Raw genomic sequence first — 21,091 nt, 5'->3', positions numbered from 1 at the left:
GAAATGAGCGCCGAGCGGGCGGCCGCCGAGCGGTTCACCGGGCAGCGGGCCACCAGGGCCCAGCCGATCGGCGGCGAGGCTTTCGCGGTGACCCTGGCCGACGGGCGCAAGGTGGTGACCAAACGCGGCCAGGGCCGGGGTGCGGCCACCGCGGAGGCCGCCGGCCTGCGCTGGCTGGCCGAGTACGGCGACGTCCCGACCCCGGAGGTGCACGGCTGGGACGAGGAGTGGCTGGTGATCCAGCACGTCTCCACCGGGGTGCCGAGCACCTCGGCCGCCGAGCGGCTCGGTCGCCGGCTGTGCGCGCTGCACCGGCGGGGCGCGCCCGCGTTCGGCTCGGCTCCCCCCGGCGGGCCCGCCGACGCCTGGATGGGCCTCGCGCCGATGCGCAACGAGCCGCACGGGGACTGGCCCACGTTCTTCGCCGCGTACCGGATCGAGCCGTACGTGCGTTCCTGCGTGGACAAGGGCCTGTTCGACCAGGCGCAGGCCGAGGTGTTCGACCGGGTGTGCGAGCGGCTGCCCGAGCTGGCGGGCCCCGCGGAGCCACCGGCCCGGCTGCACGGAGACGCCTGGAGTGGCAACGTGCTCTGGGCCTCCGACGGGGAGGCCTGGCTGATCGATCCCGCCGCGCACGGCGGGCACCGGGAGACCGACCTGGCGATGCTGCACCTGTTCGGGCTCACCTCGCTGCAGTACGTGCTCGGCGGGTACCTCGAGGCCGCCGCGGACGCCGGGGCTCCGCTGCCCGCGGACTGGCGGGACCGCATCCCGCTGCACCAGCTCTTCCCGTTGCTCATGCACGCCGCCGTGTTCGGCGGCGGGTACGCCCGCCAGTCGCTGGCCGCGGCCGAGGACGCGCTGCGGCTCGGCTGACCCCGCGCCGTACCCCCTCCGCGGACCACAGCTTACCGTTGAGGGGTGCGGTTGAAGTTCCTGCTGCGGCCGAGCTGGCTGGCCCTGACGGTGTTGGTGTTCGCCTTCGCCGCTGCCTGCTACACCCTGCTCGCGCCCTGGCAGTTCAGCCGGGACGCCGAGCGGGAGACCCGCAACGCCGCGCTGCAGGCCTCGTTCGACGCCCAGCCACGGCCGCTGGCCGAGGTGCTGCCCGGCGGCGCGACCCCGGACGAGCGCACGCAGTGGGAACGGGTCACCGTGACCGGCAGCTACCTGCCGGGGGACGAGGTGATCGCCAGGCTGCGCACGGTCCAGGGCGAGCCCGCCTTCGAGATCCTCACCCCGCTGCGCACCACCGACGGCCGGGTCGTGCTGGTCGACCGGGGATACGTGCGGCCGGACGAGCGCAGCAGGGTGCCCGCGTACCAGCCGCCACCCGCGGGCCGGGTCGAGTTGGTCGGCCGGGTCCGGATCGACGAGACCGACCCGCAGCGGCGGGACGCCTTCGCGGGCGAGTCCACGGCCGGACGGCTGCACAGCTACAGCGTGGACGCGCGGGTGGTGTCCAGGGCCACCGGCCTGGACATCCGGCCCGGCTACCTGCAGCTGGAGCCGGACCAGCCGGGCGTGCTGGGCGCCCTGCCGCTACCGCAGCTGGAGGCCGGCCCCTTCTTCGCCTACGCCCTGCAGTGGATCGCGTTCGGCACGATGGCCCTGCTCGGCTGGCTGTACTTCACCGTTCGCGAGCTGAAGCCAGGGGGCGCGCTGGAAGGAAAGTCGCAGGACAAGCCGGCAAGGCGCAAGTCCGTGGCGCAGATCCTCGCCGAGGACGAGGAGAGCGAGGAAGCCGGGCGGCCGGGGACTACCGGCGGGGGCTCCGGCACCGACGCCGCCACGGACCGAGCAGGAGCGCGAGCGCGGCCGAGCTGAGTCCGGCCAGCCAGCCGACCACCCTGGACAGTTCCACGGCGCGGGTCACGTGGCCCGCGTCCGGGTTGCGGCCGTCGCCGAGCACCGGCAGTTCCTCCGTGCCGTGCCGGTACGCGGTACGCCCGCCGAGCCGAACCTCCAGCGCGCCGGCGAAAGCGGCCTCCACCCTGCCCGCGTTGGGGCCGGGGTGCGCCGCGGTGTCCCGGCGCCATGCCCGCCACGAGCCCGCGGCGGAACCGCCGACGACCGGAGCGGCGGCCACGGTCAGCGCGGCGGCGGCACGGGTCGGCAGCAGGCTGACCACCTCGTCCAGCCGCGCGGTGAACCACCCGAACCGGCGATGGCGCGGCGGCAGGGCGACCCGGTTCGGTGGGCCGACGGTGCGCACCAGCACGGTGACCGCGCGGGCACCGAGCACCCCGGGGATACCGGCCAGCGCGCCCCACACCAGCGGGACGACCACCACATCCGAGGTGTTCTCCGCGACCGCCTCCACCGAGGCGCGGGACAGCCCGATCGTGTCCAGGCCTGCCGTCTCCCGCAGATCGAGCTCGGACAGCCGGGTCCGCGCCGCCTCCAGGGTGCCGGTCTCCAGGTCGCGGGCGAGTTCGGTGCCGTCGGCGGCCAGCGCGGCGCCGCCCAGCGCCGCCCAGGTCGCGGTCGCCGTGCCCACGGCGCGCAGCAGCGGGCTGCGCCGGCCGACGCGTTCGGCGGCCAGCCCGATCAGCACGACCCCCGCGGTCAGCCCGCCGGCGTAGAGCACGCCGGGAACCGGCCGGTCGGCGTACAGCTTGCGCTCGGCCGTGCGTGCCAGCCGCGCGAACCCGTCCGCGGGCCCGCTCCGATTACGGCCGCCGATGGCGCCGTCGGCGAGCACCCCCAGCAACAGTCCGATCGCCCTCGCCCCGCTCACCCGGCTGACCGTACCGAACGGGGCCGGCGACCGGGCTACCGGTCCGGCGGGGTGAGCAGTTCGAGTATCTCGTCCCGGGCCTGCACCACGATGTCGGCCATGGCCCGTTCGGCCCGGCTCGCCTCGCCTGCCTCGATCGCGATGGCGACCTCGGCGTGCCAGGCCACCGCCTCGGGCCGCGGCTCGGGGGGCATCAAGCCGTGCCCTGTCCTTCCGGTGAGCACCTCGGCGACCACTTCGGACAGTTGGCCGAACATCGGGTTGCCGGACGCGGTCAGCACCAGGTGGTGGAACTCGATGTCGTGCCCGAGGAAGGTACCGAGGTCCCTGGCCTTGGCGGTGCCGGCCAGCCGGGTGGCCAGCGCGCGCAACCTGCCCCGCTGCTCGGGCGAGGCACGCAGGGCGGCGAACCTGGCCGCGCTCGGCTCCACCGCGCTGCGCAGCTCGGTCAGCGTGCGCAGGGCCTCCGCACGCCCCGGACCGTCCAGTTGCCAGCGGATCAACCTGGGGTCGTAGTGGTTCCAGCCCGCCGACTCGCGCACGGTCACGCCGACCCTGCGCTTGCTGGTCGTCAGGCCCATCCCCTCCAGTGCCCGGACGACCTCGCGGGCCACCGTGCGGGACACGTCGTACCGCTGCTGCAGTTCCTCGACCCGCAGCACGGCTCCCGGCTCGAGGGAGCCACGCACGATGGCGGAACCCAGTGCGTCCAGCACCCGCGCGTGCGTGCCGTCGGCCACCGCACCTCCAGTTTCTCCGGTTCCCCTCAGGTTACCCGCCTGTTTCGATTAAGTACTACTTTCTCTTGATTAAGTACTACTTTTGAGGTTCACTTCGCCCATGAGCGTCATCGTCGTCATGGGCGTGGCCGGCTCCGGCAAGACCACCGTCGGCACGGAGCTCGCGGCCGCGCTCGGCGTCGAGTACGCCGAGGCCGACTCCTTCCACCCCGAGGCCAACGTCGCCAAGATGTCCGCGGGCACCCCGCTCACCGACGCCGACCGCGCACCCTGGCTGTCGGCCATCGCGGGCTGGATCAGCGAACATGCCGCGACCGGCGGGGTGGTCAGCTGCTCGGCGCTCAAACGCTCCTACCGGGACGTGTTGCGCGTGGACGCAGGGGTCTGGTTCCTGCACCTGCACGGGGACCGGGAGCTGCTGGCCGGCCGGATGACCGGCCGCTCCGGTCATTTCATGCCGGTGTCCCTGCTGGACTCCCAACTCGCCGACCTGGAACCGCTGCGGCCGGACGAGCCCGGGCTGACCGCGGACATCGCGACACCACCGGAGGACATCGTGCGTATCGCACTCGGGAGGGAAAGCGAGGGCACCCCGTGAACACGCTCGCCGCCGCCACGTGGACCGGGCAGGACACCCGGCTGATCGCGGCCACCCTGCTGGCCATCGCGCTGATCGTCGTACTGATCACCAAGCTGAAGCTGCACCCGTTCCTGGCGCTGATCCTGAGTTCGGGGCTGCTCGGGCTGGTGGCCGGGATGCCGGTGGACACCCTGATCGACAGCTTCACCGACGGGGTCGGTTCCACCGTGGCCTCGGTGGGGGTGCTGATCGCGCTCGGCGCCATGCTGGGCAGGCTGCTCGCCGACTCCGGCGGCGCCGACCAGATCGTGGACACCATCATCTCCCGGTCCGGCCGCAGGCTGCTGCCCTGGTCGATGGCGCTGGTGGCCGCGCTGATCGGGCTGCCGATGTTCTTCGAGATCGGGCTGGTGATGCTCATCCCGGTGGTGCTGCTGGTGTCCCGGCGGACCGGGCGGCCGCTGATGCTGCTCGGGATTCCGGCGCTGGCGGGCCTTTCCGTGCTGCACGGCCTGGTACCGCCGCACCCGGGCCCGCTGGCCGCGGCCGGGGCGCTGGACGCCAACGTCGGCATCATCCTCGCGCTGGGTGTGCTGGTGGCCATCCCGACGGTGATCGTGGCGGGCCCGCTGTTCGGCAGGATCGCCGCCCGGCTGGTCCCGGACGCGACCGCGCCCGCGCACCTGGTTCCCGAAGCCGGTCCCGAGTCCCAGCGGGCCACCGCCGAGCAGCGCCGGGCACCGAGCTTCCTGGCCACCGTGTGCACCGTGCTGCTGCCGGTGGTGCTGATGATGGGCAAGGCGCTGGCCGACATCCTGCTGGCTGAGGGCGGCCACCCGCGCAGGCTGCTGGACTTCGTCGGCAACCCGCTGGTGGCGCTGCTGGCCGCGGTGCTGCTCGGCATGGTCACCCTTGGCCGCGCGGCCGGGTTCAGCCGTGGCAAGCTCTCCGGCACGCTCGCCGAGGCGCTGCCGCCGATCGCCGGGATCCTGCTGATCGTCGGCGCGGGCGGCGGTTTCAAGCAGACCCTGGTGGACGCCGGGGTCGGCGATGTGATCACCCGGCTGGCCACCGGGGCGGACTTCTCGCCGCTGCTGCTGGGCTGGCTGGTCGCCGTGGCCATCCGGCTGGCCACCGGTTCGGCCACCGTGGCGACGGTGTCCGCGGCCGGGATCGTGGCTCCGCTGGCCGCAGGCCTTGACCCTACGCACAATGCGCTGCTCGTGCTGGCCATCGGCGCCGGTTCGCTGTTCTTCTCCCACCTCAACGACGCCGGTTTCTGGCTGGTGAAGGAGTACTTCGGGCTGTCGGTCGGGCAGACGATCAAGAGCTGGTCGCTGATGGAGACGGTGATCTCCGTGCTCGCGATCGCCCTGATCCTCCCGCTGGGCACGCTGCTCTAGTGTCGTGACTCAGTAGTTCGTTGGTAGTTGTGGGGGTGGCGATGCCGAGCCCGAAGCGTGAGCCCGTTGTCCTGACCGTCCAGGAGCTAGCGTCCTGAGTGGATGGTCGCGCCGCCGGAAGACCGCGCAGGCGTTGGCGTTGCGGTCGCGGATCGTGTTGCGCTGCGCGGAAGGCGGCTCGATCGGTGCGGCGGCTGCGGACATCGGGGTTTCGCGGAACACCGTGTCGAAGTGGCGGTCGCGGTTTGTGGCCGACCGGCTGGAGGGCTCGTTCGGAGCGGAAGCGGTGTCAGCGGCCGCCTGCGTACCTGTCGAGGGCAGCAGCACGGCACCCAACACCACAGCCGTGCACAAACTCCATCCGCGACACAGCCGACGTTTCTCCACCCATCACCGCGCACCTCCTTCTCTTCTCACGTGGCGCGGAGCCGTGCTTTACACCGCATCGCATAAATTGTCACACCGAACACAGACCCACACCCACGACGTGAAAAAACAGAACCCAGACGCGCTACAGCAAAACCCCATAAGGGGTAGAATTTTCCGCCGACTCGACCGCCTCATTCTACAATGACCTCTCAGCCTGAATCACAGTCGGTGGATTCAGGCTAAGTGACCGCGCCCGTGCGCCCGTTCAGCCTTCCGCCAGGGTCCAGGCTTCGAGCATGACCCTGGCGATGGACGAGTTGCCGGGCAGCAGCATCCGGCCGGCTCCGCCACCGATCGGGGTCGGCACGGCGTTCCCGCTGCGGGTCTGGCTGTTCGCGAAGGTCTCCCGCAGTTCCTCCCTGGTGGCCCAGAGCGCGCTCTCGATCTCGCCGTCGGCCGGCAGCAGCGGCGCGGCGGGGTCCGCCCTCGCCACGAAGCCCAGCATGATCGAACGCGGGAAGGGCCAGGGCTGGCTGCCGAGGTATCGGACGCCGGCAACCTCGACCCCGACCTCCTCCCGGATCTCCCTGGTGACGCACCCCTCGAGGGACTCGCCGGCCTCCACGAACCCGGCGAGCACCGAGTAGCGGTGCGGCGGCCAGTTCGGCTGCCGCGCCAGCAGCACCCGCTCGCCGTTCACCCCGGAATCGTCGTGCACAAGGCAGATCACCGCCGGATCGGTACGCGGGTACTCCTCCCGCTCGCAGGAGTCGCACACCGCGGCCCAGCCGTACTGGACCAGGCGGGTCCGCCCACCGCAGCGGGCGCAGAACCGCGCCCTGCGATGCCAGTTGCGCAACGCGAGCGCAGTGGTGAACAGCCCGGCCGAGGTGTCGTCCAGGAGGTCGCCGTGCCCGCGCAGGTCCAGCCAGACCTCGCCGCCCGCGGCGGGTGCGGTGTCCGCGACGCCCCAGCTCCCGCGCATCGGCACCGACTCGACCTCGCCATCGGGGGTGCCGGGCATGCCCCAGTGGTCCACGCCCTGCCACTCGCCGAGGAACATCGCCTCCTCCGGCGGCCGGTCACCGTAGGCCGCCGCCTTGCGGGTGGCCAGCGTGGTCTCCCCGAACGGCACCGGCGTGCGCCCGGTGTCGTCCAGCAGCACCACCCTGGCACTCGACCAGCGCGCCAGCAGCCGCTCCGGGTCGGCACGCAACCACTCCTGGCGGTCCACAGTGGACCGAGCCAGGGCCGGCACGGTGCCGAGCCGGAACGGCTGGGCAGTCACGCTCCGCGCCCCACGGTGACGTTCCCGAGCGCGGACAGCTTCGGTTCGAGGGTGTCCGGGTCGCCGACCACCACACCGGTGAACCGCTTCGGCGCGAAGAACTCCAGCGCGGCCTCGGCGACCTGCTCGGCGGTGACCGCGGCGAGCCGTTCCGGATGCCCGGCGAGCCACTCGACCCCGAGGCCGACCGAGGCCAGCGCGGACAGTTGGCTGGCCAGCCCGGACTGCGAGGAGGTGGCGATCAGCAGCGAGCCGATGGCGTACTGCCGCACGGTCTCCACCTCCTCCGCGGTCGGCGGGACCAGGCCCAGCCTGCCCAGCTCGTAGCGGGTCTCCAGCAGGGCGGCCGCGGTCACCTCGCTCGCGGTGTCGGCGTCCACCTGCACCGTCGCGTTGTCCCCGGTGAACTCGAACCCGGAATGCGCGCTGTAGGTGTACCCCTTCTCCTCGCGGATGTTCTCCACCAGCCGGGAGGAGAAGTACCCGCCGAAGGCGAGGTTCGCCAGCTGCAGCGCGGCGTACCGGGAGTCGGTCCGCGGCAACGCCTGCGCGGAGAGCCGGATCTGCGACTGCACCGCCCCCGGCCTCGGCACCAGCAGCACGTCCCCGCCGGACAGCTCCGGCAACGCGGGCAGCACCGCGGCGGCGGATGGCGAGTGCCAGTCGGCGAGTGCCCGCTCGATGTCGGCCGTCACGGTGTCCGGATCGATGTCCCCCACCAGCACCAGGGTCGAGCCCCGGGGCAGCACCGCGGCCGCGTGCAGCGCCCGCACCCGCTCCGGGGTGACCTCGGCGACATCGGCGGCCTGCGGCACCTCGCGGGTGTAGGGATGGTCGCCGTACCGGCGGCGCTGCAGTGCCTCCCGCGCGATCACCCTGGGCTGGGTGCGGGCCACCGCGAGCCGTTCCCCGATCCTGGCCGACTCCCTGCGCACCTCGTTGTCCACATAGGACGCCTGGGTGAGCACGTCGGCCAGCACGTCGAGCAACGTGGGCAGTTCGCCTGCCAGCGCGCTGCCGTTCACCGCGAGCCGTTCGGGGTCCACCATGGTGGCCAGCTCGCCGCCGATCAGGGCCAACTCGGTGTCGATCGCGATCCGGTCCCGCCTGCGGGTCCCGGTCGGCAGGCTCTCCGCGAGCACCTCGGCGGTGGCCGGGTGCATCGGGGCGTCCCCCGCGAACGGGATGGAGAGCCGGAACTCCACCAGCGGGACATTGGCCTTGCGCACGGCCAGCAGCCGCAGCCCGTTGCCGAGCACGGTGTCCACATGGGCCAGGTCGGCCGCGGCGCGCTGCTCGCCGAGCGGCGGCACCTCCCGCGGCCCGACCTCCGTGCGGCCGATCTCCTCGGCGCTGCGATGCATCGCACTCGTCATTGGGCACCTCCCTGTGCCGGCTCGACCACGAGCACGGCCCTGGCGTCCGGGCGCAGCGCCTTCGCGGCCGTGGCCACATCGGACGGGGTCACGGCGGCGATCCGGTCGGCGAGGCCGTACACCAGCGCCGGATCGCCGTACAACAGCTCGAAGGAACCGAGCGCGAGCGTCCTGCTGATCAGGCGGTCGTGCTCGGCATGCAGGTTCGCGCTCCACCGCGCGGTGATCTTGGCCAGCTCCTGCTCGGCGGGTGGGGTGGTGGCCAGCGTCTCCAACTCCTCGTCCAGCGCGCCCAGCACCTGCTCGGGAGACACCTCGTGCGGGTACACCGCGGTGACCGAGAACGTGTCCGGGTCGCGCGCCTCGAACGGGCCGAACAGGCCCGCGCCCGCGTTGATGTCGGTGACCAGCGGCTCGCGGTGCACCAACCGCTGTTGCAGCCGGGAACCGTCACCGTCGGCGAGCAACCCGGACAGCACCAGGTTGGCGAGGTAGCCGTCCACCTCGTTGACCGGATCCGGCATCCGGTACCCCACGGCCAGCGCGGGCAGCGGGGCGTGCGGATCGCTGTGGCTGCCCCGCAGTTCCTCGCTCGGGCGCGGCTCGCCGAAGGAGGGACGCGGCGGCACCGGCCGGTACGGCACGTCCCCGAAATGCTTCTCGATCAGCTGACTGGCGTGGTCGACCTCGAAGTCACCGGCCACGGTGAGCACCGCGTTCGCCGGCGCGTAGTAGGTGTCGAAGAACGCTGCGCAGTCGTCGATGGACGCCTGCTCGAGGTCGGTGAAGTCGCCATAGCCGTTGTGCGCGTTGGGAAAGGTGGAGTACAGCACCGGGGGCAGCAGGATCCACGGGAACCCGCCGTACGGCCGGTTCAGCACGTTGAGCCGGATCTCCTCCTTGACCACGTCGATCTGGTTGGCCAGGTTCTCCTTGGTCAGCTTGGGCGCCCGCATGCGGTCCGCCTCGAGGAAAAGGGCCCGCTCCAGCCCCCCGGAGGGCAGCACCTGGAAGTAGTCGGTGTAGTCCGGGTGGGTCGAGCCATTGAATATCCCGCCACTGCCCTGCACATGCCGGAAGTGGGCGAGCTTCTCCAAGCTCTCGCTCCCCTGGAACATGAGATGCTCGAAAAGGTGAGCGAATCCGGTGCGTCCTTCCGGCTCGGAGCGAAAGCCCACGTCGTAGTGCACGCTCACGCCGACCACGGGGGCGGTCCGGTCCGGAGCGAGCACGACCCGCAGGCCGTTGTCGAGGGTGAGTCGGGTTAACTCGGGTACGGCCATGCGACCACCCTACGACGCCGGCGGCAGTGCACGCCCACGCCTACCGGCGGAGCGGGCCAGCCGCCCGATCAACTGCGCGACCTCGACGGATTCGCCGGGCCGACCGAGCGCGACGGCCCAGGGCAGCGGCGCCCGCTCCGGATCGATGCCGCGTAGCGCCCGCACCGCGGCCCGACCACGGCGGGTACGCGGCGGCAGCAGCAGGCCCCAGCAGGCGAGGGCGGCACCCGCCGCGGCGAGCACCAACCCTAGCTGGGCGTGACCGGTGGTGAGCGCGAGCACGACGGTCAGAAACACCCCGTAACCGACGATCCGCCACCCGGCCCGCACCGGGCGGGAGCCGTGCAGGTAGCGGTGCCGCACCAGGTCCGCCCGCACGGCGGAGCCGAACTCGGGCAGTTCGGGCCCGGCCGACCCGGCCAGCCGCTCGAATCCCCGGAGATCCTCCGGGGCCCGCTCGCGAAGGTCGAGCAGGGTCACGGCGAGGTCCACGGCGTCCGCCCGGCCCTCGACCAGCACCCCGGCCTGCCCCGGGCGCAGCTCCGCGGGCGGCGCCGAGCCGGGCACCGGACCGGTGCGGGCGGCCGCGTCGGCGCGCCGGAGCACCCCCAGCGACACCGCGAGAACCAGCAGGAACACCCCGAACAAGGCCCACGCCCACGCCACCGGAGGGGTGAGCAGGAAGGCGCCGGCCAGGGTCGGCGCGGGCTCGATCCGGGCGTTCGGCGGCACGGTTCGCGGCGGGAGGTCCACCGCGAGCTCGATCCGCTCCCCCGCGGGCACCCGCCGCTGGCTGAACCGGGTCAGGCCGGCGTGGTCGACCTGCGCCGCGAGGCACGGCCGCGGCGCACCCGGCGCACCCGCGGCGCAGTCCAGCGCCTCCGGGATGCGCGGCGCGGCGAAGGACCCGCGGACCAGTTCGAGGTCGGTGTCCCAGCCGCTCGCCGGGCGCCAGTGCACCCGCGGAAACTCCCCGCCGGTGACCGCCCCGTCCACGGTGTAGCGGACGATCGAGGTGCCACCGCCGAGGTCGATACCGAGCCGCTCTTCGGTCAGCTCGGCCGAGCCACTGCCCTCGATACGGACGTCCCGCACCCCGAGCACCCGCTGCCGCGCGTCGCCGTGCGGGAGCCGCAGGGACACCTGCCGTCGCATCCGTTCCCCCGCGGGCACCGAGACCGCCTCGGTGACCGCGAGCGAGCCGTCCCGGTGCACTTTCAGCTCGACCTCGACACTGCGCGGGAGGGTGGGCAGCGGCGGCGCGTCCGGCGGCGGAGCGGGTGCCGTGCCGAGCAGAGGGCCCGCGGCGAGCAGCGCGCAGGCGAGCGGTATCGCCGACGACACCGGCTCAGCCCGCGGCCGGGACGGCGGTGCGCAACGAGCGGAGGTGGCCGGCCTCGGCGAGCAACCCGTCCAGTGCGTTCAGGAACCGTGGCAGGTGGGTGCCGAAGCGGTGCAGGTTCCGTTCACCCTCGAAGCCGCCGAACCAGTGCACCCCGGAGGCCCCTTCCGCCTCCGGGTCGAGCTCGCAGAAGGCGCGCAGCCAACGCTCGGTCTCGCCGAGCACCACCACGTACGGCAACGAGCGGGAGAACACCAGTTCCCGGTCGCGTGCGGGGATGTCGCGCACGTCCACCTCGTGCAGGTAACGCAGCAGGCCGCGGAGCTGCCCGGCGAGCGCGCGGCCACGCCCGGTACGCCGCGGCAGCAGGCTCGACCCCGCGGTCAGCGCGAGCCCGGCCAGCAGCACCGCGACCCCGGTGAGCGCGTGCCCGACCGTGCAGGCGAGCACGAAGGTGAGGCCGGTACCGGCCACCGCGAACCCGGCGCCGAGCCAGGTCAGCGCCCCGCGCCCGGTCAGCGCGCGCGGGCTGAACCAGCCCTGGCGCACCACGTCCCGGTACATCGCCTCGCGGATCGGCAGCACGTCGAGGCGCCCGCCGACCCACAGCTCGCCCAGCGTGGTGCTGTCCGTTCCCGCCGGCAACAGGGCGTCCAGAACGGCCAGCTCGAAGGCGTGCAGGCTCTCGTCGGCCGGGCTGGGCCTGTTGCGCCTGCTGAATCGCCAGTCCGCGGTCCCGCCCGCACCGGGTACCTCGGTGATCCACAGGTAGTTGCGCACCGCGAGATCGAGCACCGTGGCACCGATGTCCACCGGGTCGACCGACTCGTCGACCACGGTGCCGACCTGACCGGGCAGCACACCGTCCGGGGACGCGAACACCGCCCGGTCCCCCTCGGCCAGCAGCACCCCGACGGGGCCGGGGTCGGCGACCGGCGCGGACGCGTCCCGACCGCGGGCCAGCCTCAGTGCGAGGGCGCCCGCGGCCAGCAGCAGGGCGAGCGCGCCGAAGGCGATGCCGCTGATCCAGGTGGGTTCGAACGCCCCGGCGAAGGTGGTCACGGGGTCGATGCGGGCGTCGGCCGGGACCGTGCCCGGCGGCAGCCCGACGACGAGCTCGAGCCGATCGCCGGTGGCGAGGCCGTCCTGTTCGAGCCGGACGACGCCGGTGTGGTCCACCCCGGCCAGGGTGCAGGCGCGTGCCGATCCGGGTGGGCCCGCGAAACAGTCGGTCACCGACATCTCCGGTGCCGGTGCGGCGAAGGAGGCCGTCACGGCTCCGAGCGCGGTGTTCCACCCACTGGCGATCCGCCAGCGAACCTCCTGCTCGCCGTGCGCGTCGGCGACCGCACCCCGCACCACGTAGCGCACCGTCGATTCGCCGGGACCGAGGCTGATCGAGAGGCCGCCCTCGGTGGCCTCGGCGTGCCCGTTCCCGGCCACGCTCGCGTCCTGGACGGTGAAGACACGTTCGCGCGGGTCCGCACCCGCGTCGGCCCGTACCCGCGAGGGCACCGACCTGGTCACCTCGCCCCGCGGCACGACGACCCGCTCGGTGACCGCGAGCGCGCCGTCCCGTTCCACCTTCAGCGCCACGTCCACGGACGGCGCCGATTCCCGCTGCGTCACGCCCGATCCGGCCAGCAGCAACGCTATGCCGACCATTCCCCCCGCGATGGCTGCCATGGCCGGGGACTGTAACGCAGTCGCTACTTCCACCCCGCGACCGAGCGTCACCATCCGGCGATCCGGACAGACGCTGAGCGGCGCTCAGCCCGGCGGTGCGAACGGGCCGGGCGGCTCCGGCGGTGTGCCCCCGGAATCCTGGGCGGGCGGCTGGTATGGGGACGGCCGGTACCCGGAGTGCCGGGCGTGCTCCCGCGCGCGCCGCTCGGCCAGTACCGCGGACAGGTAGGCCCACGGTGGCGCGTCCATCGGGATCGGGGCACCGATGGCGCGCGCGACGTCCTCGGCCAGCCTGCCACCGAGCTGCTGGCGGGCCTGCTCGTTCAGCTCACCGTAACGACCGAGGTACTGCCGCGCCGCCAGTGCGAGATCGTCCGACAGCCCGGTGAGATCGAGCCGGGAGGCCCACTCCGCCAGTGGCGGCGGCATCGCGATGACCGGCGCATCGCTCGCCGGCACCCGTTCCCTGACCACCAGGGTGCCGGCGAGGAAGTCGCCGACCCGCTTGCCGTCCTTCGAGCAGAAGGACACCACGAAGGCGACCGCACCGAGCAGGCCGAGCGCCCAGAAGTCGACGAAGAAGGCGGCAAGGGCGCGGGTGAGCGCGTGCCGCAGCCGCACCGGCCCGCCGTCGTCGCGCACCACGCGCAGCCCCAGGGCCAGTTTGCCGAGCGTGCGGCCCCTGCTGAGGGTCTCGGCGATCGTCGGGTACCCGACCACCACGAGCACGACGAGGACCAGCATGATCACGGTGAGCAGGGTGCCGTCCACCCCGCCGACGGAGTTGAGCAGTAGCAGCACCCCGAGCAGCAGCGCCGCCTGGAGCAGCACGTCCAGGCAGAAGGCGAGGCACCGGCTGGCCAACCGCGCCACCCGCAGGTCGAGCACGACCGCGTCGCCGGTGATCAGCTCGGACTGTCGGGGCACGGGTCAACTGTAGGGTTCGGGCGGACGTATCGGACCTCTCGGGTGGTGTCTGGTGGACGTTTCTGGTGGACGTTGATGTGTTCGTCGCCGAGCACGGGGCCGAATGGGACCGGCTCGCCGAGCTCGTGCGGCGCGCCGGCCGGTTGCGCGGCGAGGAGGCCGACGAGCTGGTGCTGCTGTACCAGCGCGCCGCGACGCACCTTTCGATCGTGCGCTCGGCGGCGCCGGATCCGGCGTTGCTGGCCAGGTTGTCCACCTTGGTGGCGCGCGCCCGCTCGGCGGTGACCGGAACGCACAACCCGGCGTGGCGCGAGGTCGGGCTGTTCTTCTCCCGGCGCTTCCCCGCCGCCGTGTACCGCGGCAGGCGCTGGTGGCTGGCCACCACGGCGGCCTTCGCACTGGTGTCGGCCCTGCTCGCGGTGTGGATCTCCGGTGACCCCCGGGTCCGGTCCAGCATCGCGGCCCCGGAGGAGGTCCGGCGGCTCACCGCGCCCGGCGGGGACTTCGAGTCCTACTACTCCAGCGGTCCGGCGACCGCGTTCGCGGCGCAGGTGTGGACGAACAACGCGTGGGTGGCGGCCGGCTGCCTGCTGCTGGGCGTGCTGCTGTGCGTGCCGGTACTGGTGATCCTCTGGTTCAACGCGCTCAACCTCGGGGTGTCGGCCGGGTTGATGGCCGAGGCGGGCAGGCTGGACGTGTTCTTCGGCCTGATCACCCCGCACGGCCTGCTCGAGCTCACCGCGGTGTTCGTGGCCGCGGGGGCCGGGATGCGGCTGGGCTGGACGGTGATCGACCCCGGCCGGCGCGGGCGGGCCGCCGCGCTCGCCCAGGAGGGACGTTCCGTCGTGGCCATCGCCCTCGGCCTGACCTGCGTGCTGCTGATCTCCGGGGTGATCGAGGCCTTCGTGACGCCGTCGGGCCTGCCGGGGTGGGCCCGGATCGGGATCGGCGTCACGGCGGAGGCGGCGTTCCTGGCGTACGTGTTCGTGCTGGGCAGGCGGGCCGCGCTGGCCGGGGAGACCGGTGACCTCGACCCCCGTTTCGCCGGCGACACCGCCCCCGCCACCGCCTGAAAACTGCCTGAACGTGGCTTTCCGGACGTTCAACGTCGCGAACGGCACTTTTGAGACATCTGACGTCACAAACGCCACGTTCAGGGCATATGGCGGTCCGGCAGTGGCTCGGTCAGGGCGGCTCGGATGCGGCCCAGCCGGGCCGCGATCTCCACGAGCGTGCCGGGGAAGACCGTCACGTGCTGAACCTGATCCGGCGGGCCGAGTTCCAGCCCCACCCGGCCCGCGTCGAGGTCCAGGTACGTGAGCTGGGTGGTGGACGGCACCCGCCCACCACCGTCGCTGGAGGCGACGTGGAGCTGGCCGAACCCGTGGTTCGGCTGGTGGAGCACGTCGTCCAGGATGCGGGCCTCCTGGCTGCGCGCGGGGGGTGGCTCGTACGGCTGGCCGCCCGGTTGGGTGACCTCGTCCCGGCGGACCGAGAACCCCAGGAACTCGGCGGCGGGCCAGCTCGGAAGGTTGCGGGCGAGCGTCCTGGCGCGGTCGTGTTCCCGCGCGGGCTTGAGCCATACCGTGCCATCCTGCTGGAACGCCACCACCGCCTCCCGCCCGCGCGCGGCGACCAGCAGGTGATGCCGGTCGCCTTCGGTGTTCACATGCGCCCAGTACTCGACCTCGGGCCGGTACAGCACGTGTATCGCGTCGTCCAGGGTGCCGGCCAGCTCGCGCCCGAACGCGAGGCCGAGACCCGCCAGCTCCTCCCATGCCTGCTGATCGGCGCGTTCGCGGGAGCGCGGCGGTAGGTAGTGCGCGCCACCGGAGAAGATCAGGTGCGGCCGGGCGAACCCGGCGCTGGTGCCGGCGACCAGGAACGCGGACAGGCTCAGTTCGATCGTGCGCCGCAGCACCCTTGCCGTCCCCTCCCTGCGTTGCTACTGCGGTTGTTCGGGTTCGCGGGTCTGCCCGATCACCGGCGGCACCGTCTTCCCCTCCAGACCGCCGTAGGTGCCCTCCGGGTCCGGCTCCCGCAGATACTCCGGCCGCTTGCGGTCCTCGTCCGCGCCCTTGCCCCGGCCCGCCCCGGCCGCGCCCACCGGCACCCCACCAGGACCACCACGGCTCCCGGCACCGGCGGTGCCGGTTCCAGCGGTGCGGCTGACGCTGTCGTTCACCGGCGGCACACCGCCGGTCACCCGGCCCGCCCCGGGTACCCCGCCCGCGCCGGGGCGGGCCGCACCGGCACCGGGCCCGCTGCCGCGGTACCCACCGCCGCCGGGCGGGCCCGCCGTGCCGTCAGGGCCGAACCCCCGGTGCGGGCCGCCCGCGCCGGTATCGGCGTTGAGGTTGCTCACCGGGGTGCCGGTCGGCCCGAACGGGTGGCCCCCGCCGCCCGGTGTACCGGCGGGAGGCGAGGTGGTCGCGGCCGCCGCGCGGGTACCGTCGTCGGCGCGCTGCGGGGTCACCTCGCGTGCGGGCTGGTCCGGGGCCGGCGACGACGGGGCCGGACCGCCCACATGGACCGGTGGCGGGGACTGGACCGGGCGATTGCCGGGCTCACCCAGCGGGGGCGGGTCCACCCCGCCACCCCCCGCTGGTGATTCCACAGTGGACGGGCGGGGCGGCTTCGGGCCGCCGCCGTCCCCGGCGCCGGTGGTGCCATCGGCCACGGCCACGGGCGCGCCGGAGTCGGCCAGCGGCGCGTAGGAGGACGGCATGGTGTGGCCGTTGTCCAGGCTGCTGCCGTGGTAGGAGGAGAACGCCTGCACGTTGGCGTCGCTGTCGGCCTGCCACCGGGCGAGCTTCGGCCCGTACACATCCTGGCCGGACTCGATCACCGCGACCACGTCGTCAACCGTGAACGGCGGCGGGTCCGGCGGCACCGGGACCACGCTGGTCCGCACCCGCTCGAACGCGCCGATCTGGTCGTTCACCGCCTGATCGGCCACCCGCAGGTGGTCGGCGTCGAACCGCGCCGCGTCCGCCAGCGGGGCCGCCGCGTTGGCCGCCGCCGAACCGGCCTCGCCCTGCCACCCTTCCTGAATCTCGCCACCCAGCGCGGCCACCTCGTCCGCGCACTGCTCCAGCTTCCTGCTCAGCTCCAGCGCCGCCTGCTGCGCCGCGCTCAGCCAGTCCGGCCCGGGACCGCCATGCACCTGGTCGTAGATCTCCGCGGCCGACAGCGGCGCCGGACCGACACCCGCGCCAATCCCGGTCATCAGTTCCGCTCCTTGATGTTCCCGATCACCGCCGAGGCCGCCTCATGCCCGGCCTCGCACGGATCAAGCTTCCCCACCCGGGGCTTGCTCAGTTTCAAGGTGAGATCCACCGTGGCCTCCCCGCCGACACCGACGACCACTGAGCACCTACCCTCCGGCCGCAGATCGAGCGAAGATGTCGCGACGGCGGGGTAGCCATCCGCGGGTGGCAGTTCCTCGAAGTAGGCGAAGGTGGACCGCTTCCCGTAGAGCACCGGCAGGCTCTGGTTGAGATGTGGGAAGACCACGGCCACGCTGCCACGATGTAGATCGTCACTCGACCAGGAGCACTCGGGACCGACCGGTGTGTCGAGGTCCGGCTTCGCGCTGGTCCCGGCGCCGAAGTAGTCGGTGATCTGCGCGCTGGTGAGGGCATCGCAGGGTGACCGCAGGAAGTGGCTGAGATCCAGCGGCGTGTCGACGGCAGGGGCGCCATTCCGCGGCTCGGTGGGCTCGGTGGGCTCGCCGGTGGCCGATTCCGGCACCGGGGCCGAGGTCAGCGATGCCGCCGGCTCGGGCCTGCCCGTAGCCGGACCCGAACAAGCCGCCAGGGCCACCGAAAGCAGGATCACCGGGACGAAGGGGAGCCAGGGCCGCATCAGAATCTGCCCCCGGCGGGCTTGTTCACCTCGGCGGCGGCTTCGTCCTCAGCCGTCGCATAGGCGTCCATCGCCGCCCGCGTCTTCTCCCACTGGTCGAGGCAGTATGCCTCCCGGGCTTTCAGCGTTTCCAGCAACGCCTCGCCGGATTCGCGGATCATCGCCGCGTTGTCCTGGCTGGCGTAGTCGGCCCCCGGGCCTTCAGCCCGCACGATGATGTCGGCGTTGCGCTGCGCCCACCGGAACCGCTCGGCGAGGCGTTCCCATCTGGCCGCGATGGCTCGCAGTTGCTCCAGGGTGAACACGAACCCCGGGCCGCCCGCCGCGCTGCCCTCGATGCCGCCCGCGACGGCACCGGCAGCGACTCCGGATGCGAGCCAGTTCAGCGTATGCTGCGTCTCTGGGTCCCGCCCGGTCACGGTAGCCACCCCCCATGATCACTTGGCGTAATCATCCGGTGTGCGAGAGTAGCCCATAACCTCCCGCCCGGGGGACCGTTTTCACGGTTCTTTATCCATACAGAAGGCTCGCTACCACCAAATGGCGGAATCAATTTTCCGCACCGACTACATCAGATTGCACGTCAATTGTTCACCCGCGAACACAGAAACCTCAACGCGCGGGCCACCGTTCGCACTCGTCCCGCCCGGCCAGCGCCCGTTCGATCGTCGCCTGCACGGACACCTCCGGATCATGGAACCTGTGCCTGGCCGGTCCCGCCCAGCCGGTGAAACTCAGCCCGAGCCAGAATCCGGCGGCCACCGAGGTCAGGCAGGCGCCGATGGTCACCAGGGTCACCGCGCCACCCCATCGTGCGTGGTGTCGATTTCCTCGGCCCGGGTGAGCAAATCGCATCCGAGCCCGTGCAAATACTCGCCGAGCGTGCGTACGTCCGCGGCACGCAGCACCCCACCGTCCTGTCTGGACATCACCTCACACACGACGAGCCCCAGGTTCCGGTTCACCGTGGCTACCCGCGCGAGCAGCTGCCGGTCCCGTTCCAGCACGAGCCTCACCCTCCGATCCTCGGTTGGTGCACCCCTGGTTCCATTCTTGATTCCGGGAAGCAACCGATCATCGGAAACACCAGCACGGCCCTTGATACACCTTTTCGGGGAATTACTTTCCGGTGATATCGCGGCGTATGCTGCGGCACATGGTTGGTTCCACACCGAAGTCACGCGCCCTGGGCGCCGCCCTGCGCCGGGCGCGGGACGAGGCCGGGCTCAGCGCTCGCCAACTCGCGGCCACCATCGGCGTCGCGCACACCACGATCAACCGGTGGGAGGCGGGCGACCGGGGGCCGCGGCCGACCGATGTGGCCACCGTACTCGCTGCCCTCGGCGCCTCCAGCCAACTCCGCGAGGAACTGATCGAACTCTCCCAGGAGAGCGAGGGACGGCACTGGGTCGAGGGCGGCATCCCCGAACAACGCAGGCAGCTCACCGCCCTGCTGGACTTCGAACGCGACGCCGACCGCATCGTGGATGTCGCATCCCTGCTGATGCCTGGACTGTTGCAGACCTCAGGCTATGCGCGGGCGATCATGATCGCGGCCGAGGTGCCGAAGGACGAGATCGACACCAGAGTCGCCATCCGGCTGGGCCGCCGGGATGTAATCATGCGGCGCGAGCCCGCCACTCTGCTCACATTCATCGAGGAGGGTGTGCTCCGGCGCGATATCGGCGGCCGGGCTGTCATGGCTGACCAGTTGCGCGCTCTGGTGGAGGCATCGCGTTGGACCAACGTCGACATCCGAGTCGTGCCTGACTCGGCAGGTTGGCATCCCGCGTTGGATGGACCGTTCGTACTGCTGGAGTTCGGCGACCGGGCGCCGGTCGTGCACATCGAGAACCGGCGCTCCGCGCTGTTCTTCCACGAGCCCCTGGACGTAGTTACCTACCAGCACGCCGTCGATAGACTATTGGAGGTAGCGCTGAGCCCGGCCGATGCGCGTGGACGCATCGCCGAGGCCCTCGAGGAACTGGAGACGGCACCATGACATCCCCGCGGGTCCCCCGAACCTGGCGCAAGTCAAGCCGCAGCGCCAACACCAACAGTTGTGTCGAGGTCGCGGTGGGATCGGTGGTCGGCGTGCGGGACACCAAGGACCGCCAGGCCGGGGCGCTCTACCTGCCGCCGGCCGGATGGCGGGCGTTCACCGACACCATCCGCCGCGAGCACTGACCCGTCAGAGGCGCCCGGCGGCTTTCAGGGCCAGATAGCGGTCGGCCAGGGCGGGCGGCAGGTCCTCGGGCAGCGCGTCCACCACCTCGGTGCCCCGGCGCCGCAGCAGCGCGCTGACCTGGTCGCGGTGTGCGAGTGCCCGCTCGGCGGCGGCCGCGTCGTACACCGCCTCGGCGTCCCCGCGTGCCCGCGCCAGCTCGGTCACCCTGGGGTCGGCCACGGCCGCCAGCAGCAGCCGGTGCCGCGCGGTCAGGGCAGGCAGCACAGGCAGCAGGCCCTCCTCCAGCGGCGCCGGATCGAGCCCGGTGAGCAGCACGACAAGCGACCGTCGTCGCGCCCTGCGCAGCACCTCGGCCACCATCCCGCGCGCGTCCGGCTCGACCAGCTCCGGTTCCAGCGGGGCCATCGCGTTCACCAGCGCGGGCAGCAGCCCCGGGGCCGCGACCCCCTGCACGCTCGCCCGCACCCGCCGGTCGTAGGCCAGCAGGTCCACCCGGTCCCCCGCCCGGGAGGCCAGCGCGGCCAGCAGCAGCGCCGCGTCCATCGCCGTGTCCAGCCGGGTCCCGTCACCGACCCTGCCCGCCGCGGTACGCCCGGTGTCCAGCACCAGCAGCACGTGCCGGTCCCGCTCCGGCCGCCAGGTACGCACCATCACATCGGCAGCCCTGGCCGTGGCACGCCAGTCGATCGAGCGCACGTCGTCGCCGATCACGTACTCGCGCAGGGAGTCGAACTCCGTGCCCTGCCCCCTGGTGAGCACCGCGTTGCGCCCGTCCAGCTCGCGCAGCCTGTCCAGCCGCCCCGGCAGGTGCCGCCTGCTGTGGAACGGCGGCAGCGCGCGGACCGTCCACGGCACGGTATGCGCGCCCTGCCGCGCGGCCAGCCGCAGCGGCCCGAGCGAGCGCACGGTGACCAGTGCGGCCGGGCGGTCGCCGCGCCTGCTCGGGCGCAGCGCGGTCACCACGGTGCGGGCCTCACCCGGCGGCACCGCGATCGCGTGCCGTTCCTCCTCGGCCCCGGCGCTGGGCGGCCAGGAGTCGCGCAGCGGCCCGCGCACCGTCCTGCGGCCACCGTTGGTCACCCGCAGGGACACCTCCACCCGCTCGCCGAGCCGCACCGAGCTCGCCCCGGACCTGCTGAACGCGAGGTCCCGGACCCGGCCGGCCAGCGCGAGGTCCACCCCGACCGTCACCAGCACCGCACCGGTCACCAGCAGCAGCCCGGTCCAGGACGGCAGCAGCAGGCCCACCACGAGCGCGCCGAGCAGGGCGAGCAGTCCGGTGCGTGCGGTCAGTGCCATCGG

23 protein-coding genes are annotated in these 21,091 nt (G+C 72.7%); 8 read left to right on the top strand and 15 right to left on the bottom strand.

Features of this window, described 5'->3' with window-relative positions; translation table 11 throughout:
* Positions 1-3 precede the first annotated feature (3 nt).
* Complete coding sequence (locus FB471_RS23500) at positions 4-876, top strand: fructosamine kinase family protein (RefSeq protein WP_142000549.1); 873 nt, start codon at positions 4-6, stop codon at positions 874-876.
* Positions 877-921: 45 nt separating this feature from the next.
* Positions 922-1,827, top strand: a complete 906-nt coding sequence (locus tag FB471_RS23495) for an SURF1 family cytochrome oxidase biogenesis protein (RefSeq protein WP_142000548.1) — start codon at positions 922-924, stop codon at positions 1,825-1,827.
* Here the strand turns inward: FB471_RS23495 and FB471_RS23490 are convergent.
* Both FB471_RS23490 and FB471_RS23485 read right to left on the bottom strand, forming a co-directional pair.
* A complete protein-coding gene (locus FB471_RS23490) occupies positions 1,760-2,740 on the bottom strand; it encodes a cobalamin biosynthesis protein CobD/CbiB (RefSeq protein ID WP_142000547.1) in 981 nt (326 codons plus the stop codon). The two genes, FB471_RS23495 and FB471_RS23490, sit on opposite strands and share 68 nt — an antisense overlap.
* A 35-nt stretch (positions 2,741-2,775) precedes the next feature.
* Positions 2,776-3,456: a FadR/GntR family transcriptional regulator gene (locus FB471_RS23485; RefSeq protein ID WP_142002363.1), complete on the bottom strand. Its 681-nt coding sequence runs from the start codon at positions 3,454-3,456 to the stop codon at positions 2,776-2,778.
* A gap of 124 nt (positions 3,457-3,580) precedes the next feature.
* Between FB471_RS23485 and FB471_RS23480 the strand changes: the two genes are divergently transcribed.
* The 3 genes from FB471_RS23480 to FB471_RS23470 all read left to right on the top strand — a co-directional run bounded on the left by FB471_RS23480 (position 3,581) and on the right by FB471_RS23470 (position 6,037).
* Entirely contained in the window at positions 3,581-4,078 is a 498-nt protein-coding gene (locus FB471_RS23480; protein ID WP_142000546.1) for a gluconokinase, read from the top strand.
* Positions 4,075-5,463: a GntT/GntP/DsdX family permease gene (locus tag FB471_RS23475; RefSeq protein ID WP_142000545.1), complete on the top strand. Its 1,389-nt coding sequence runs from the start codon at positions 4,075-4,077 to the stop codon at positions 5,461-5,463. Before FB471_RS23480 ends, FB471_RS23475 begins: the two co-directional genes overlap by 4 nt.
* Positions 5,464-5,617: 154 nt before the next feature.
* Entirely contained in the window at positions 5,618-6,037 is a 420-nt protein-coding gene (locus FB471_RS23470; protein WP_246076744.1) for a helix-turn-helix domain-containing protein, read from the top strand.
* 60 nt (positions 6,038-6,097) lie between these two features.
* Here the strand turns inward: FB471_RS23470 and nudC are convergent, their stop codons facing one another.
* From nudC to FB471_RS23445, 6 genes are all read right to left on the bottom strand, one after another.
* The gene (gene nudC, locus FB471_RS35270; RefSeq protein ID WP_246076540.1) at positions 6,098-7,120 is read right to left on the bottom strand and encodes an NAD(+) diphosphatase; all 1,023 of its coding nucleotides are present in this window, start codon (positions 7,118-7,120) and stop codon (positions 6,098-6,100) included.
* Complete coding sequence (locus FB471_RS35265; RefSeq protein ID WP_246076539.1) at positions 7,117-8,496, bottom strand: M16 family metallopeptidase; 1,380 nt, start codon at positions 8,494-8,496, stop codon at positions 7,117-7,119. The genes nudC and FB471_RS35265 overlap by 4 nt, the downstream gene beginning before the upstream one ends.
* A complete protein-coding gene (locus tag FB471_RS23460; RefSeq protein ID WP_142000544.1) occupies positions 8,493-9,779 on the bottom strand; it encodes a M16 family metallopeptidase in 1,287 nt (428 codons plus the stop codon). The genes FB471_RS35265 and FB471_RS23460 overlap by 4 nt, the downstream gene beginning before the upstream one ends.
* Before the next feature lie 9 nt (positions 9,780-9,788).
* A complete protein-coding gene (locus FB471_RS23455) occupies positions 9,789-11,123 on the bottom strand; it encodes a DUF2207 domain-containing protein (protein WP_142000543.1) in 1,335 nt (444 codons plus the stop codon).
* A gap of 4 nt (positions 11,124-11,127) precedes the next feature.
* Entirely contained in the window at positions 11,128-12,807 is a 1,680-nt protein-coding gene (locus tag FB471_RS23450) for a DUF2207 family protein (protein WP_170220902.1), read from the bottom strand.
* Positions 12,808-12,891: 84 nt separating this feature from the next.
* Entirely contained in the window at positions 12,892-13,734 is an 843-nt protein-coding gene (locus tag FB471_RS23445) for an RDD family protein (RefSeq protein WP_142000541.1), read from the bottom strand.
* 65 nt (positions 13,735-13,799) lie between these two features.
* On the opposite strand from FB471_RS23445, the gene FB471_RS23440 reads away from it, so the two are divergent.
* Positions 13,800-14,807 (top strand): stage II sporulation protein M, encoded by a 1,008-nt coding sequence (locus FB471_RS23440; RefSeq protein ID WP_142000540.1) that lies wholly within the window; start codon positions 13,800-13,802, stop codon positions 14,805-14,807.
* Positions 14,808-14,887: 80 nt separating this feature from the next.
* Here the strand turns inward: FB471_RS23440 and FB471_RS23435 are convergent, their stop codons facing one another.
* From FB471_RS23435 to FB471_RS23410, 6 genes are all read right to left on the bottom strand, one after another.
* Positions 14,888-15,655: an ESX secretion-associated protein EspG gene (locus FB471_RS23435; protein WP_142000539.1), complete on the bottom strand. Its 768-nt coding sequence runs from the start codon at positions 15,653-15,655 to the stop codon at positions 14,888-14,890.
* A gap of 24 nt (positions 15,656-15,679) precedes the next feature.
* Positions 15,680-16,963 (bottom strand): PPE domain-containing protein, encoded by a 1,284-nt coding sequence (locus tag FB471_RS23430; protein ID WP_142000538.1) that lies wholly within the window; start codon positions 16,961-16,963, stop codon positions 15,680-15,682.
* Positions 16,963-17,601 carry a DUF3558 domain-containing protein gene (locus FB471_RS23425; protein WP_142000537.1) on the bottom strand — a complete coding sequence of 213 codons (639 nt, stop codon included), beginning with the start codon at positions 17,599-17,601 and terminating at the stop codon, positions 16,963-16,965. Before FB471_RS23425 ends, FB471_RS23430 begins: the two co-directional genes overlap by 1 nt.
* Positions 17,601-18,020: a hypothetical protein gene (locus FB471_RS23420; protein ID WP_142000536.1), complete on the bottom strand. Its 420-nt coding sequence runs from the start codon at positions 18,018-18,020 to the stop codon at positions 17,601-17,603. The genes FB471_RS23425 and FB471_RS23420 overlap by 1 nt, the downstream gene beginning before the upstream one ends.
* A gap of 193 nt (positions 18,021-18,213) precedes the next feature.
* Positions 18,214-18,399, bottom strand: coding sequence for a hypothetical protein (locus FB471_RS23415; RefSeq protein WP_142000535.1), 186 nt, complete (start codon positions 18,397-18,399; stop codon positions 18,214-18,216).
* Positions 18,396-18,617, bottom strand: coding sequence for a hypothetical protein (locus FB471_RS23410; protein WP_342779462.1), 222 nt, complete (start codon positions 18,615-18,617; stop codon positions 18,396-18,398). The genes FB471_RS23415 and FB471_RS23410 overlap by 4 nt, the downstream gene beginning before the upstream one ends.
* Before the next feature lie 140 nt (positions 18,618-18,757).
* On the opposite strand from FB471_RS23410, the gene FB471_RS23405 reads away from it, so the two are divergent.
* On the top strand, positions 18,758-19,603 hold the full coding sequence (locus FB471_RS23405) for a helix-turn-helix domain-containing protein (protein ID WP_142000534.1): 846 nt from the start codon (positions 18,758-18,760) through the stop codon (positions 19,601-19,603).
* On the top strand, positions 19,600-19,788 hold the full coding sequence (locus FB471_RS23400) for a DUF397 domain-containing protein (RefSeq protein ID WP_142000533.1): 189 nt from the start codon (positions 19,600-19,602) through the stop codon (positions 19,786-19,788). Before FB471_RS23405 ends, FB471_RS23400 begins: the two co-directional genes overlap by 4 nt.
* Before the next feature lie 4 nt (positions 19,789-19,792).
* Here FB471_RS23400 and FB471_RS23395 read toward each other — a convergent pair whose 3' ends face one another.
* Positions 19,793-21,088: a DUF58 domain-containing protein gene (locus FB471_RS23395; protein WP_142000532.1), complete on the bottom strand. Its 1,296-nt coding sequence runs from the start codon at positions 21,086-21,088 to the stop codon at positions 19,793-19,795.
* Positions 21,089-21,091 lie beyond the last annotated feature (3 nt).

Origin of the sequence: Amycolatopsis cihanbeyliensis, assembly GCF_006715045.1 — a bacterium.
GTDB classification, from domain to species: Bacteria; Actinomycetota; Actinomycetes; order Mycobacteriales; family Pseudonocardiaceae; genus Amycolatopsis; species Amycolatopsis cihanbeyliensis.
Note: the sequence above shows the minus strand (reverse complement) of the source record. Positions and strands in the feature narration are given on the sequence as shown.

What these genes read in the sequence shown, in the direction of transcription:
- FB471_RS23500 (WP_142000549.1), top strand. Translation starts at nt 4, where the DNA reads ATGAGCGCCGAGCGGGCGGCCGCCGAGCGGTTCACCGGGCAGCGGGCC.
- FB471_RS23480 (WP_142000546.1), top strand. Translation starts at nt 3,581, where the DNA reads ATGAGCGTCATCGTCGTCATGGGCGTGGCCGGCTCCGGCAAGACCACC.
- FB471_RS35265 (WP_246076539.1), bottom strand. Translation starts at nt 8,496, where the DNA reads ATGACGAGTGCGATGCATCGCAGCGCCGAGGAGATCGGCCGCACGGAG.
- FB471_RS23460 (WP_142000544.1), bottom strand. Translation starts at nt 9,779, where the DNA reads ATGGCCGTACCCGAGTTAACCCGACTCACCCTCGACAACGGCCTGCGG.
- FB471_RS23450 (WP_170220902.1), bottom strand. Translation starts at nt 12,807, where the DNA reads ATGGCAGCCATCGCGGGGGGAATGGTCGGCATAGCGTTGCTGCTGGCC.
- FB471_RS23430 (WP_142000538.1), bottom strand. Translation starts at nt 16,963, where the DNA reads ATGACCGGGATTGGCGCGGGTGTCGGTCCGGCGCCGCTGTCGGCCGCG.
- FB471_RS23425 (WP_142000537.1), bottom strand. Translation starts at nt 17,601, where the DNA reads ATGCGGCCCTGGCTCCCCTTCGTCCCGGTGATCCTGCTTTCGGTGGCC.
- FB471_RS23405 (WP_142000534.1), top strand. Translation starts at nt 18,758, where the DNA reads ATGGTTGGTTCCACACCGAAGTCACGCGCCCTGGGCGCCGCCCTGCGC.
- FB471_RS23400 (WP_142000533.1), top strand. Translation starts at nt 19,600, where the DNA reads ATGACATCCCCGCGGGTCCCCCGAACCTGGCGCAAGTCAAGCCGCAGC.
- FB471_RS23395 (WP_142000532.1), bottom strand. Translation starts at nt 21,088, where the DNA reads ATGGCACTGACCGCACGCACCGGACTGCTCGCCCTGCTCGGCGCGCTC.